Origin of the sequence: Paenibacillus silvestris, assembly GCF_009882985.1 — a bacterium.
Lineage (GTDB): Bacteria > Bacillota > Bacilli > Paenibacillales > NBRC-103111 > Paenibacillus_E > Paenibacillus_E silvestris.
The window spans coordinates 325116-338667 of record NZ_WTUZ01000010.1 but is presented as its reverse complement, the minus strand read 5'-3'; the positions used below and the strand labels follow the sequence as shown (position 1 = coordinate 338667).

Annotated in this window: 12 protein-coding genes; 11 read left to right on the top strand and 1 reads right to left on the bottom strand. The window is 45.2% G+C overall.

What is annotated here, in order from left to right; genetic code table 11:
• Positions 1–113 precede the first annotated feature (113 nt).
• The 3 genes from GQF01_RS04910 (at position 114) to GQF01_RS04900 (ending at position 2853) form a co-directional block, all read left to right on the top strand.
• The gene (locus tag GQF01_RS04910; RefSeq protein ID WP_161405740.1) at positions 114–683 is read left to right on the top strand and encodes a TetR/AcrR family transcriptional regulator; all 570 of its coding nucleotides are present in this window, start codon (positions 114–116) and stop codon (positions 681–683) included.
• A gap of 157 nt (positions 684–840) precedes the next feature.
• Positions 841–1377, top strand: a complete 537-nt coding sequence (locus GQF01_RS04905; protein ID WP_161405739.1) for an NAD(P)H-dependent oxidoreductase — start codon at positions 841–843, stop codon at positions 1375–1377.
• A gap of 513 nt (positions 1378–1890) precedes the next feature.
• Positions 1891–2853: a bile acid:sodium symporter family protein gene (locus tag GQF01_RS04900; RefSeq protein WP_161405738.1), complete on the top strand. Its 963-nt coding sequence runs from the start codon at positions 1891–1893 to the stop codon at positions 2851–2853.
• Between the two features lie 77 nt (positions 2854–2930).
• On the opposite strand, the gene GQF01_RS04895 is transcribed toward GQF01_RS04900, so the two are convergent.
• Positions 2931–4061, bottom strand: coding sequence for an ROK family protein (locus GQF01_RS04895; protein WP_235958937.1), 1131 nt, complete (start codon positions 4059–4061; stop codon positions 2931–2933).
• Between the two features lie 307 nt (positions 4062–4368).
• On the opposite strand from GQF01_RS04895, the gene GQF01_RS04890 reads away from it, so the two are divergent.
• The 8 genes from GQF01_RS04890 to GQF01_RS04855 are packed head-to-tail and all read left to right on the top strand — an operon-like array spanning position 4369 to position 12754.
• Positions 4369–5307, top strand: coding sequence for a sugar phosphate isomerase/epimerase family protein (locus tag GQF01_RS04890; protein WP_161405736.1), 939 nt, complete (start codon positions 4369–4371; stop codon positions 5305–5307).
• 28 nt (positions 5308–5335) lie between these two features.
• Positions 5336–6133: a sugar phosphate isomerase/epimerase family protein gene (locus tag GQF01_RS04885; RefSeq protein ID WP_161405735.1), complete on the top strand. Its 798-nt coding sequence runs from the start codon at positions 5336–5338 to the stop codon at positions 6131–6133.
• A gap of 17 nt (positions 6134–6150) precedes the next feature.
• Complete coding sequence (locus tag GQF01_RS04880) at positions 6151–7116, top strand: ABC transporter permease (protein WP_161405734.1); 966 nt, start codon at positions 6151–6153, stop codon at positions 7114–7116.
• A gap of 32 nt (positions 7117–7148) precedes the next feature.
• Positions 7149–8030 (top strand): carbohydrate ABC transporter permease, encoded by an 882-nt coding sequence (locus tag GQF01_RS04875; RefSeq protein WP_161405733.1) that lies wholly within the window; start codon positions 7149–7151, stop codon positions 8028–8030.
• Between the two features lie 28 nt (positions 8031–8058).
• Complete coding sequence (locus GQF01_RS04870; protein WP_235958934.1) at positions 8059–9594, top strand: type 2 periplasmic-binding domain-containing protein; 1536 nt, start codon at positions 8059–8061, stop codon at positions 9592–9594.
• A gap of 23 nt (positions 9595–9617) precedes the next feature.
• Complete coding sequence (locus GQF01_RS04865; RefSeq protein ID WP_161405732.1) at positions 9618–10646, top strand: Gfo/Idh/MocA family protein; 1029 nt, start codon at positions 9618–9620, stop codon at positions 10644–10646.
• Positions 10647–10686: 40 nt separating this feature from the next.
• Positions 10687–11679, top strand: coding sequence for a hydroxyacid dehydrogenase (locus tag GQF01_RS04860; protein ID WP_161405731.1), 993 nt, complete (start codon positions 10687–10689; stop codon positions 11677–11679).
• A 43-nt stretch (positions 11680–11722) separates the two neighbouring features.
• Complete coding sequence (locus GQF01_RS04855; protein ID WP_161405730.1) at positions 11723–12754, top strand: zinc-dependent alcohol dehydrogenase; 1032 nt, start codon at positions 11723–11725, stop codon at positions 12752–12754.
• Positions 12755–13552: the final 798 nt, after the last annotated feature.

Sequence of the window (13552 nt, the reverse complement as noted above, 5' to 3'; positions counted from 1 at the left end):
TATGGCACTAGCTATCTGATATTGAGATATTTCATGTTGTTATTCTGCATTATACATGATAAAAGAATACCGTGCATGTTGACACACTACCTACCGAAAGATAGAATTTACGTATGGATAAAAATAAAAATACATCAGAGTTTATTTTGGATACGGCTCAGTCGCTTGTGCAGCAATTCGGATTTAACGGATTTAGCTATTCGCATATCTCAGAGAAAGTAGGAATTCGTAACGCCAGTATTCATTACTATTTTCCTAACAAAGACGATCTAGGCGAAGCGCTGATTACACGGTATCAAAGACATTTTATCGCTAACGTCGCACTTATCGATTCCGAGACACAGAACAGTTTGGACAAGCTCCGCAAATTTACGCTGCTTTACAGTGGCCCTGTCCAGGAATATCGTACTTGTCTGAGTGTCATGCTTTCTACAGATCTAGGTACATTGTCAGGCAAAATACAAGATGGATTAGTTCAATTCTTCACGTCGACTTTAGAATGGCTGGAACGTGTGCTGGAACAGGGACGGAGCGAAGGGCAGTTAAAGTTTGAAGGAGCAGCAGATGTGCGAGCTCATCAATTTCTGGCGTCACTCCAAGGTGCTCAACTGCTTGCAAGAAGCTTTAGTGATGTTTCAAAGTTTGATTTGATTGTTGATGGGTTGCTATCCGCCTTAACTTGAATAAAGGAGGCGGATTTTTTCATTTCATTAAATACCCTTTAGCAGGTAAATATTAAGTTTTAAAATCGTGCATCATTTATTGAGAAATAAAGAAAAATAATGAAGGTAAATGTGCCGATTATAAAACTATAATGAATAATGAAATGAGGCAAATTCAATGAAAACTTTGGTCATCGTTACACATCCGAATTTGGAAGCATCCACGTGGAATAAAGCTTGGGTGAAGGCCTTGCAAGAGCAAAGTGATTACACGATTCATGAACTATATAAAACGTATCCTGACGAAAATATCGATGTTTCAAAAGAGCAGAATTTGATGGAATCACATGACCGGATTATATTTCAATACCCGTTTTATTGGTATAACACACCGCCATTATTAAAGAAGTGGTTTGATACCGTATTGTTATACGGCTGGGCGTATGGACCGGAAGGCAAACTGGCAGGAAAAGAAATCGGAGTTGCGATCTCGACTTATGGCACCAAAGAGTCGTATTCAAAAGGCGGATTCAATCGCTTTACATTGGAAGAATTGTTACGCCCGGTAGAGGCGCTTGCTCATTTTATCAGTGCTTCTTATCTGCCGCATTTTGCTCTAAGCGATACTTCTAGCGTGACAGATGAACGAGTCGCACAAAGCGCGAAAGATTATGTTCAGCATCTCAAAACAGTCAAACCAGGTGTGATGGTTTAGGCATGCTCGCTGGAATGGAATAACTGGAGTTTCTCCAGTTATTCATGGTGCAGAAAGAGGCTACAGATAGAATAACTGGAGTTTCTCCTGTTAAATCAGCCGCTGCGCCCGATTTTAGGCGAAACTTGAGGAAATAGCGGGAGAATTTCCAGCTATTCGCCTGGTACCAGCTGATTTAAAGCAAATTAGCTCCATAATTTCCAGTTAAAAATTGGGGATAAGCACGGGGTGGGAGAATACCAGCAGCCGCGAGAGCAAGCCGTTACCCCCGAGTCTAGGTAGGTAAAAGATGGAAGCAGGCATGGTAGCAGGACCACATAAAGGAGTCAGCGATTTGATCGCTGGCTCCTTTTTAGTAAATAGAAAGTATAAGTTTATACTTTTGCTTCGCTTGATTCATGCTTAGAAACACCCTCTTTTTAATTGAAGCGTTTCAACACAAGAAATTGTGATACAATTACAATTGTTTCGTAATGACAATGAATCTTTAATAAAGAGAAAGGAGGGGTTTACATGCTTATCCGATTGAATAAAACGCTCGAGAAAGCAATGCCATTTATCACACCAACGGCTGTCGCAGTAGGGCTAATTGGCAGCGTTTGGCTGCACAATCTTAGTTTTCTAGTACCATGGATATTTGCAATGATGACGTTCTTCGGTAGTATTGGCTCTAATTTTAAAGATTTACAGAAGGTGATGATGCATCCTCTGCCGATTATTGCTAACTTTATCATTCTGCATCTTGCCATGCCGTTACTTGGGTGGGGAGCTGGCTCGCTGTTCTTTCCAGGTGATGACTTGACTCAGACTGGTTTTGTTCTCCTATTCGTTATTCCTACCGGCGTAGTCAGCTTGGTGTGGGTTACCATATACGGAGGAAATATAGCGCTTACTTTGGCGCTTATCTTGCTTGACACGCTGCTATCGCCATTCATTGTGCCACTTAGTCTATCACTTATCGTTGGAGCGAAAGTACATATGGACCAATGGGAAATTATGAGAGGGTTATTCCTCATGGTCGTAATTCCATCATTGATTGGCACGTTCCTTAATCAGTGGACCAAAGGTAAAATTAAAACCACATGGGGACCACGGCTCGCACCTTTTTCAAAAATAGGACTATTTGTGGTCGTCGCTATTAATTCTTCGGTCATAGCTCCTTATCTAAAGAACATGAACGGGCAATTGGTTAAAATTATTGTAATCGCTTTCGCAAGTGCTACCATCGGGTATTTGGCAGGTTGGCTAGTGTCACGAATGATGAAATGGGAACGTGAAGTCACAATAGCCTTAACTTTTAATTCCGGGATGCGAAATTTAAGTGCAGGCGCGGTGCTAGCTATCAGCTTTTTTCCACCTCCCGTGGCGCTTCCTGTTGTTGCGGGTATGCTGTTTCAGCAAATTCTGGCGGCCGTATTTGGACAGCGTCTAGCTAAGAGTTACGGAATTAATGGTCACACAGCCAAAGCTGCCTAATTGAGATCGTACGTGAAATTGACAAAAGCCTCCAGGACCACTCTCAAAGTGGGCTGGAGGCTTTATTGCTACTCATTTTACTGAATCATAGTATAAGAAAAATGCTGATCAAGTGCAAAATTAATGGCACCGAGAGCACCCCCGACTTCGGGTAAAACAGCCGTGTCCACCGCTATGCCGGCAGAGAGGGCCATCATGGACCGCTGCTTCATGACTTTCGTAGCGGTTTGGACATAAGTGCTGCACATGCTAGGTATGGAGCCTCCGAGAATAATGGCCTCCGGGTTCAGTAAATTAACCAGATTGGCCAAAGCGATGCCGAGATAAGTAGCGGCACGATTGATGATGCGTATCGCCAAAGCATCGCCTTGATCTGCGGCTAAGCAAACGTCCTTAGCCTGCAGAAGCTGGAGGTCGTTTCCTGCTATAACTTGGTTAAGCGTACTTTCTTCATGTCCAGAACGGAGTTGCCTGCGCGCTTCCTGTTCGATGGCAGAAGCCGTCGAGTAGAGGTGTAAACATCCGTTATTCCCACATGGACAAACAGGTCCATCTGGTTCTACGGTAATATGTCCGAGCTCACCTGCTCCGCCGAAAGAACCTGAAACCAGCTGGCGATCATTGAAGATGCCAGCAGCAATACCAGAGCCGACCCCAACATAGATCATGTGTTTATAGCTGCTTCCTGAACCAAAACGGCATTCGGCAAGTCCACGTGCACGGTGCCTGTTTATTGCTACGGTGGGCCAACCAAGCTTGGTGCTTACCATATCCTCAATCTCCACGTTCGACCAGCCCAAATCGGAGGCGCTTTTAATAATACCTCGTCTGGTGTCGACAAGACCGGGGACTCCAAGACCGAACAATTTGATTACGCCAATATCCAATTCCTTAACAAACTTTGCGGTATGATCCGTTAATTCCTGGATCGCGATCTCTGGTAATGGGGAGCTGACTGGTATTCTCGTCAGATGTAGGACATTCCCCAGTAAATCAAACACACCAAGCGTCCATACTTGATTATCCAAATCAGCTCCCATAATACCAGGTGATCCTGGGACAAGTTCGAGCGAAATAGCAGGTCGGCCCCCTGTTGAAGGGGCTTTTTCGGTTTCTTTGACAAGATTACAATCCATGAGCTCAGAAATCGTGGAAGAAATTGTAGCTCTGCTTAATTCCGTAACTTTCGTTAGTTTAATCCGTGGCATGGAGCCGTGCATGCGCAAAGCTTGAATGATGCTGGTTTTAGTACCCTTTTGATCACTTTTATATGGACTTAACATGAGTCTCACCGTCGCTATTTCATTATGTAATTAAACCGATTATACCTGAACCCATACGAATAGTGGTAATGACCTTACTTTAATAAAAATCAGAACAAAGATCAATGATTTTCTAATAAATTAAGGTTGTATTAATATAAAATAGAGTACTTAATTTAAATCTTGACATAAGTTACAGATATAATTTATGATATCCTCATACAATTGTAAGCGCTATTACGGAGAGGGCGGGATGGTAACGATGATCGTTTTAGGCGGTAATATGTATGATGATTCAACCATTGAGCATTTTTTGAAAGATGCAGCAGCTATTGGTTATGAGGGCGTCGAGATTCGTGGTGTTGGTGAATTGAAAGACAGTCATATCTCACAAGAACGAGCGGAGCAGATTAAAGGCTTGCTTGCGGGTTATCGTCTTACACCGACCAATCTTTCGCTGTTTGTCGGAAATTTCGCATGCAACACGGAAGAAGAGAATGAAGCCGAATTTCTGAAATGGGAGCGCTATCTCCATTTTGCCTCCATCATTGGATGCGGCATGATGCGATTGAACCCTGGATTTCAGCATTCCGATGAGGTGTCCAAGGAGGATTATGCGAAGGCTGTTACATGGTTCAAGCGATGCGCCGATGCGGCAAGCAGTCGGAATATCCGGGCGGTTATTGAGATGCATCATGGCACGCTTTGTGATCATGCCGATTCCTCCATTGCTTTTGTAGAAGCGGTAGGGCGCAGCAATGTCGGACTAATCATGGATCCAGTAAATTTGTATCAGGTACCGACTGATTACGGAATAGAAACGATTAAGCGGTTAAAGCCATACCTCTTCAACGTTCATATCAAGGATATTGTGAAATTAGAAGGCAATCAGTATCCCTGGGCATTCGAATATAGTGATTATGTGCCGCACATTGGTCGATACCACAGGGTCATACCAAAGAGGAGCAAGCAGGAGGATCAATACTTCTGTCATAGGCTCATTAATCAAGGCGGGATTGACTGGTACGAAGTGTTTCGCGGGCTGGAACAAATCGGGTACAGCGGTTATCTCACCGTTGAAAGCGTGAGCAAGCCTGGCTCTGACCTTCCCGTACATACCGAATTGGCTGGGCAATGCTACAACGATGTGCAGCATCTGCTTAGAGTCACGAAATCTAACGTTAACATATAAAAAATTCGTTGAGGGAGTGTAGGCTGCTGTGGAACAATCGGATAAACCTTATTCATTTTCCCTGTTTGTGAAGCATTGGAAGGATTTGACGGCTCCCGAGCTAGCCAGTTTTGTAAGCCGGACCGGATTTGATGGCATCGAGCTTCCGATTCGAGCTGGATTTCAGGTAGAGCCAGAGACAGCTAGGACAACACTGCCGGAATTTGCCAAGGGGCTAAGCGAGCAAGGGGTTAAAATTTTTAGCGTTGCTGCTACAACAGATGAATCGATATTCGCCGCATGTTCGGAAGCGGGGGTACCGATGATCCGAATCATGATCAACATCGATCAGGATGGCTATAAGGCGACGGAAGAAAGGACCAAGCGGAAGCTGGAAGAGCTTGTCCCCCTTTGCGCCAAGTATGGAGTGAAGGTAGGTATTCAGCAACATTACGGAAACTATATCATCGATTCGAATGGCATTATGAAGTTGATGGAACCCTTAAGTTCCGATCATATCGGTGTGGTCTGGGATGCAGCGCACGATGCCTTCGCGGGGCAGCAGCCTGAATATGGATTGGACATCGTTTGGTCCCATCTGGCAATGGTGAATTTGAAGAATGGCTATTTTATGCGAAGCAATGGCCCCGAGGCCGAAACAGCGGAGTGGAAGCGGCATTTCACGACGGGACGGCATGGCATGGCACACTGGCCGAGGATTGCTACCTATGTGAAAGAGCGCAACTATGCTGGTGTCATCTGTTTGACAGCAGAGTATACCGATTTGGCCAACAAGGACCGCTACATCACGGAAGATCTTGCGTATGCGAAGTCGCTTTTTAAGTAAAAGGAGGTGCAATGTGAATGGCAGCTCAGAGTGAAGTGCATAGCGTGAGTCTATCAGAAGTAGTCCCGCAGAGCAGATGGAAACATGTGCTGCATGGACTTAGACGAGATAAATTTCTGTATGTGTTAATTGCTCCAGGATTATTATTTTTCCTGATCTTCAAATATGTCCCTATGTGGGGTGTTGTCATCGCCTTCCAAGATTACTCGCCCTACCTAGGGGTATCTGGCAGCGAGTGGGTCGGCTTTGAACATTTTATCCGTTTTTTCTCAAACCAAGACTTCTACCTCTTATTTCGAAATACAATGGCTATTAGTTTGCTCAGTCTCGTTTTCTTTTTCCCGCTGCCGATTTTACTTGCTCTATTATTGAATGAACTGCGGAGTGCAGTCTACAAGAAATGGATTCAATCCATTGTCTATATGCCGCACTTTCTTTCATGGGTCATTATCGCAGGGATTACTTTCTTACTGTTATCGCAATCATCGGGAATTATTAATAAGATGCTAGTCAGTTTAGGGTTTGCCAAATACGATTTTCTAACGAATGCAAACAGTTTCTGGATACTGCTTACGGTGCAGAACGTCTGGAAAGAGGCTGGTTGGGGAACGATCATTTTCCTTGCCGCTATCGCGGGAGTCGATCCAGGACTTTATGAAGCGGCTAAAATGGACGGAGCGGGCCGTATGCGGCAAGCTTGGCACGTAACGCTGCCTGCAATTCGAAGTGTTATTATCATTTTGTTCATCCTCAAGCTCGGGCACATTATGGACGTTGGCTTCGAGCAAGTATTTCTGATGATGAACGGAGCCGTTTCGAGTGTGGCCGATGTATTTGAAACGTATGCTTACCGGCTAGGCATCCAGCAGGGGCAGTTCAGCTTCAGTACCGCCGTCGGATTGTTCAAATCTGTGGTTGGATTGATTCTGGTTATTGCAGCCAATAAGCTGGCTAAACGATTTGGTGAAGAAGGCGTATACTAATCTCCGCAACTAGGGGAAACGGGGTGAGAATAATGAGTCGAAGATTAGGCGAACGCCTATTCGATACGGTGAATATTATTGTACTCGGTATTATAGCGATCATTACCATTTTTCCGCTTTATTATGTCTTTGTTGTTTCGTTTACGGATCCGGCAGAGTACATTCAAAAGCAAGGTTATCTCTTATTTCCGCAAAAATGGACACTCGATTCCTACAAATATTTGTTGTCTACGTCAGCCTTTCAACATGCAACGATGATCAGTGGTTTCCTAGCTACTGTTGGAACTGCTCTTAGCCTTGTGGTAACTGCCGCCCTTGCTTATGGTTTATCACGAAAGCGATTGCAAGGCAGAAGACTGATCATGTTATTGATTTTAATAACCCTTTTATTCAGCCCAGGACTGATCCCGCCTTACTTGTTGGTTCGTGACTTGGGATTGATTAACAGTGTCTGGTCATTAATTCTACCGGTGCTGACAAGCGGGTGGTACGTCATTCTTATGAAAAGCTTCTTCGATAGTATTCCTGTTGAATTAGAAGAATCCGCAATCATTGACGGTTCAACGGATATCGGCGTTTTCTTCCGAATTGTCCTTCCTTTGTCTCTACCTGCTCTTGCCGCATTTGGACTATTCTATGCAGTCGCATACTGGAACACATTCTTTAGTGCGGTTCTATACATCAATGACTACACCAAGTGGCCGCTCCAGCTCGTGCTTCGCAATATGTTAATCGATTCATCGACTCAAGCCGGGGGAGCGGCTGCAGCAGAGATGATGGCTGAACAAAACATCCCTACCGAAACTTTAAAAATGGCAGCTGTCGTTATCGCGACGTTACCCATCCTGTGTGTTTATCCGTTCCTGCAAAAGCATTTTGCCAAAGGCGTCATGCTGGGTTCGGTGAAAGGATAATCTTTTAAAATGAATGAGGAGGGTCTGTATGAAAGAAAATGAGAGGTCAATGACGAGCAAAGCGGTGCCAGTATCTCTAGCCTTCATGATGGTAACATCGGTCCTGACCGCCTGCTCAGGCGGAGCAGCACCAGCTTCAACAACGGGAACAGGAACTGCTGCAGATAGCGGTCCACCAACAGAAATTAGCATTTTTACGGAGTTTAGCACACCGGAGCCACCCGCAGCGGATAATCCGGTAACCAAGGAATTCGAGAAGCGTACGAATACCAAGTTGACGATTACGTGGGCCTCTCCTAATGCATGGGAAGAGAAGCAGAATGTCATGCTGGCTTCAGGCGATATGCCTGATTTGATGAAAATCAAGGACATGAAGCAAACGCAGGCAATCACGATGATCAAGCAGGGAGCTTTTTGGGATTTGACGCCATATTTGAAGGATTATAAAAATTTATCCGCTTATCCGAAAGAGATTATGGACAGTGTGAAAGTAAATGGCAAACAATATATCCTGCCATCGGTTCGCCCCCTTCATGGAAGCAGCTTCTTCAATATCCGCCAAGATTGGTTGGATAACGTAGGGCTGAAGATGCCACATACCATGGATGAGTTCTATACCGCCATGAAAGCATTTGTCGAGAAAGATCCAGACAAGAATAGCAAAGCTGATACATATGGGTATAACGGAAAGAACTGGGAGAAGGTACTTGATGTTTTTAATAAAAGTAATGGCAAGTGGAAAGAGCAAGATGGCAAACTGATAGATACCGATTTAGAACAGGGAACAAGAGAAGGACTCGTTTATCTGAACAAGATGTATAAGGATAAAATATTGCCTGAAGATTTCGTTGCTATGAAAACAACGGACTTTGAAAACATGGCGAAAGCAGGCAAAGTCGGCGTTCAAATGGATACCACGGAGGGTGTTTTCCGAGCTACGGAAGGTGCGCAAAAGCTTGATCCGAAAGCGGATTTTGTCGCTATGACGTATCTGGAAAGTGCTGCAGGTAAAATGGTTTCTACAGGCTCAGGATTCGCAGGGCTGTATGTGATTCCGAAAAAAGTACCAGAAGCCAAAATGAAGAAAATCCTGGCCTTGATGGATTACGGCGCGTCTGAGGAAGGTTTCGAATTGGCTTGTTATGGACTTAAAGATATCCACTTTACGGTGGTAGACGGTTTCAAAACGGCAACAGATCAAGCGGTTAAAGACAGTGTATCACAAAGCTCTTTCGGTAAAATTTTCGAAAGATTCGATCCTTACTTATGGGCTTATCGTGTAGGCATGCCGAAAGCGACTTTTGAGCGTAATAAGAAAATTATTGATGAGCGAGCGAATTATGGTGTATCTGATGTATCCATTGGTCTAATGTCTGATACTGATTTGAAATTGGGGCCAGATTTTAAGAAGAAGATGGATGATATGAAGGTCAAAGTGATTATGGGGAAAGAACCAATCGAATCATGGGATGCCATGGTAAAAACGTTTAAAGCAGATGCCAACTACATGAAGATAATAGATGAGTTCAATAAGTCCTATCAAGACAGGAAAAGCGGTAAATAAAGAGAAGAAGGAGTGGAGCATGCATGCTGCGTAAATTGCGCTTAGCCGTTGTCGGATTGGGACGTGTGTCGAAGTCCCATCTTCCGGCCATACGGGAGCAATCTGATCTCATAGAATTGGTTGCGCTTGTCTCTCGCGATGAAGGTAAACTGCGGCTTGAAGCCGAAAAGTGGGAAGGGGTGCATACCTATACTTCCTATGATGACGCGGTCAATGATCCGGATATTGACGCATTCTTGCTGCTGCTACCGCACGATATTCACGCGGAATATTCGATTAAGGCGCTTCGTGCCGGCAAACATGTACTGGTAGAAAAGCCTATGGCGATGAATGTGCAAGAAGCAGAGCAGATGGCTGATGCGGCGGAAGCTAATCAGGTTACTTTAATGATTGGGCAAAGCAGGCGTTTCTATCAACCGGTGATGGAATCCATCCGCCAGGTGAGAAACAAAGCCATTGGTGAATTGATTAACATCAATGCCATGCTATTGGCGCATATGGATAAGCCAGCAGCAGACTGGTGGAAGGATGAGTCGAAAATCGGTGGATTTATTATTCCACTGTGGGGAAGCCATATTCTTGATTACATTCAGTGGGCTTATGGCAGAGCACCTAAGTCGGTCTATGCACAAGGACATTCGAATAACCCGAATTGGTCAGGTGAAGACGAAGTAGCGATTTCCATGAATTTCGGAGAAGGCCAGATGGCGAATGTGTGGATGTCATTTAACGCAGGCTGCCGCCCTACCGATGAAGTGGGCCTTACTGGAAAGCGGATATGGTCGACACAGAACAGTATTTATGAGCGATATTTAATCGGTTCGAACGGCTTATTGCATTTGAAAGATGAATATGAGCTTAGTTTGAATGGAGAGAAGCTGGAATCCTGTGAGTCTACATTTCCTAATTTCAAATGGCAGCTTGAGGAATTTGCCCTTGCTATTCGAGAGGGACGTGAACCACTTGCCTCGGGCCGAGAGATCATTCAGGTCATGAGGGTTATGGATGGATGTTTTGAATCGATGCGCACCGGTCAGGTTGTGCAGCTCTAAGCTTTAGATCGCCTAAGGAAAACGAAGGGGGACTTATGCAATGAAGTTAAAAACATTGGTGCTTTCACCGCAATCTCGGTTAGATGAAGTGTGTTCGGAGGCTTGCCGTGCACGAATAAATGATTATTTTGAACCTGTGTGGAATGAGACAGGACGTGACTATACACAGGAAGAGCTCTCAGAGCGAATGGCAGAGGCAGAAGTGATTATTTCCAGTTGGGGTTCACCCAGCTTGACAGACGAAATGCTGCAGAAAGCCGTCAAGCTTCGTGCCATCGGGCATGCAGCAGGTACGGTCAAGAACCTTGTACCTAAGCAGATTTTCGCACAAGGGGTTAAAGTTTACTCAGCAGCACCCAGGATCGCACTTAGTGTGGGCGAATACTGCTTGGCAGCGCTGCTAACTTCTCTTAGGTATTTGCCTGAATTTGATTCCGCTATGCGGGAGGGGAAATGGAAAATTGCTGGATTGAAGGGTAGGGAGCTCACTGGAAGCACAGTTGGCATCATTTCTGCCAGCTCTACGGCTCGCGCTTTTATTAAACTGCTCGCGCCATTCCAAGTTGATGTTCTCATCTATGATCCTTATTTGAGTGAAGAAGCTGCGGCTCGGCTGAATGCAAAAAGGGCAACACTGGAGGAAGTTATGAGCTGCCCGATTATTTCGGTACATGCACCTAAGCTTCCCGCTACGGAAAGAATGCTGACGCGTGAATTGCTCGCGCTTATTCCAGATGGTGCCGTCTTCATCAACTCTTCTAGAGGCCCTGTGGTCGATGCGCAGGCATTCATGGAAGAGCTGCAAAGCGGAAGATTCTTTGCTGCGCTAGATGTTTTTGATAAAGAACCTCTAGCTGTTGATCATCCCATACGGACGCTTCCGAATGTACTGCTTTCGCCTCATATTGCAGGAGCCTCTGTGCAGGGACATCTTGCGTTGATGGAGGAAGTGGTCGAAGACATCATCAGAGGACTGCGGGAAGAGAAGACCATGTATGAAGTGAATGAGAAAATGTGGGAAGTTATGGCCTAGCTGATGGCAGAAATCTTTTATATATGGAAGGAGAGGTATGCAAATGGTCAGAAAAATGTCCGTTCCTCCTATGGAGTTGGTCGATTATGATGGTCCCGGAACGCAGATGTGTGCAGTTATGGACGCCATTGGGGAGATTAGTGTAAGGCGGGCCTTGATTCCAGAACCCAAGGAAGGCGAAGTAAGGGTTAAGGTCAAGTGGGTAGGGATATGCGGAAGTGATGTGGAAGTATTCCGAGGTGCGCGAGAACCTGAATTTATCTCGTACCCTACGAGACTAGGACACGAAGTTGCTGGGGTTATTGATCAAGTTGGCCCTAATGTGATTGGGGTCAAGAAAGGCGATCATGTTGCTTTACGGTATGTTTGGGGGGCTTTTGCGGAATATGTTGTCTGTACGCCTTTCTCGCTCAAGGTATTGCCCAAAGAACTGCCGTTAATCGAGGGATCACTCATTGAAGTGCTTCCGGGGATTATTCATGCTGCAGAGCTTGGTGACATCTCACCTAATAAAAACGTATTAATTACTGGGCAAGGCGTCAGCGGGCTGGTGATGACGCAAGTCATCCATATGTTTAGCCCGAGAAATTTGGTCGTAACCGATTTGTTTGACGAGAAATTAGCGCTTGCACGCAAATATGGCGCCACCCATACGTATAAAATCCCGCATGAACATGCGGATACGATGGATATCGTGGGAGCTGACTTTCCAGACGGCTTTGATGTAGTCATTCCTTGTCTCCTAGAAGGAGCGGGTATGGTAGATGCTATTAACGCAGCAGCACAGAATGGACGAATTGTCATGTATGGGTGCATTGGTACTTGTCACAAGCCGGTTGATTTCTTCAAGGTACATAAAAAACGGCTGGATATCCTTTCAACGGAGCCCAAGCGTGACATTGATAATCGGCGTTACTTCGATGAAGGACTGCGACTAGTTCTCGACGGATTAGTTAACACCGAAGAGATGATTACTCATGTCGTTCCACTTGCGGAAGTCGCACGGGCTTTCCAGTTGAGGAATGAACATAAAGGAGATACCATTCACGTTATGATTGACTGTGAGGTCAAATAGGATTGGAATAGGTGAAATGAGGGGCTAAGCGGCTTATATGTGCTTAGCTCTATTTTTGCTGTAATGGTGTGAAACAACGTTGCAGAGAGGTGTGGGGCCAGCCGAGGCAGCGGCTCTGAGAGCGGCGTGAAAGACGTACCAGCTGGAAGTGGTGCGCACAGACATTTAACGGACCTCATAGCCGTTATTCTCGTTAAATCTCGCCGTTCTCAACTCTAATTGACTCCAGTGTCGTTATTCCATCAATTCACCCCCAATTTTCATGCAATTATTGTGAATAGCTGCACTTGTGTCCGTTAGAATTTCGTAGAGCCATATTTCGTCCCAATAAGGTCTGCTCTGTCCGTTAGCAATTGTTCACCAGCGCCTAACAACGTTACAGTAGGCGAAGAGGGCAAGAAGTAGCAGTTAGCGTCGAAAAACAAGCTTAAAAGTTGGTGGGGAGTGCACAACCCCTAGCAATTGTTAGCCGAAAGGATGTTTGACAACGTTAAAGTGGGCGCAGAGGGCAAGAAGTAGCAGTTAGTGTCGTAAAACAAGCTTAAAAGTTGGTGGGTAGTGCACAACCCCGGCAATTGTTAGCCGAAAGGATGTTTGGCAACGTTAAAGTGGGCGAAGAGGGCAAGAAGTAGCAGTTAGCGTCGAAAAACAAGCTTAAAAGTTGGCGTGGAGTGTGCAACCCCGGCAATTGTTAGCCGAAAGAATGTTTGGCAACGTTAAAGTGGGCGCAGAGGGCAAGAAGTAGCAGTTAGCGTTGTAAAACAAGCTTAAACGGTTGCTAGTCAGCGAGCAACGCCA

What these genes read in the sequence shown, in the direction of transcription:
- GQF01_RS04910 (WP_161405740.1), top strand. Translation starts at nt 114, where the DNA reads ATGGATAAAAATAAAAATACATCAGAGTTTATTTTGGATACGGCTCAG.
- GQF01_RS04905 (WP_161405739.1), top strand. Translation starts at nt 841, where the DNA reads ATGAAAACTTTGGTCATCGTTACACATCCGAATTTGGAAGCATCCACG.
- GQF01_RS04900 (WP_161405738.1), top strand. Translation starts at nt 1,891, where the DNA reads ATGCTTATCCGATTGAATAAAACGCTCGAGAAAGCAATGCCATTTATC.
- GQF01_RS04895 (WP_235958937.1), bottom strand. Translation starts at nt 4,061, where the DNA reads ATGCCACGGATTAAACTAACGAAAGTTACGGAATTAAGCAGAGCTACA.
- GQF01_RS04890 (WP_161405736.1), top strand. Translation starts at nt 4,369, where the DNA reads ATGGTAACGATGATCGTTTTAGGCGGTAATATGTATGATGATTCAACC.
- GQF01_RS04880 (WP_161405734.1), top strand. Translation starts at nt 6,151, where the DNA reads ATGGCAGCTCAGAGTGAAGTGCATAGCGTGAGTCTATCAGAAGTAGTC.
- GQF01_RS04875 (WP_161405733.1), top strand. Translation starts at nt 7,149, where the DNA reads ATGAGTCGAAGATTAGGCGAACGCCTATTCGATACGGTGAATATTATT.
- GQF01_RS04870 (WP_235958934.1), top strand. Translation starts at nt 8,059, where the DNA reads ATGAAAGAAAATGAGAGGTCAATGACGAGCAAAGCGGTGCCAGTATCT.
- GQF01_RS04865 (WP_161405732.1), top strand. Translation starts at nt 9,618, where the DNA reads ATGCTGCGTAAATTGCGCTTAGCCGTTGTCGGATTGGGACGTGTGTCG.
- GQF01_RS04860 (WP_161405731.1), top strand. Translation starts at nt 10,687, where the DNA reads ATGAAGTTAAAAACATTGGTGCTTTCACCGCAATCTCGGTTAGATGAA.
- GQF01_RS04855 (WP_161405730.1), top strand. Translation starts at nt 11,723, where the DNA reads ATGGTCAGAAAAATGTCCGTTCCTCCTATGGAGTTGGTCGATTATGAT.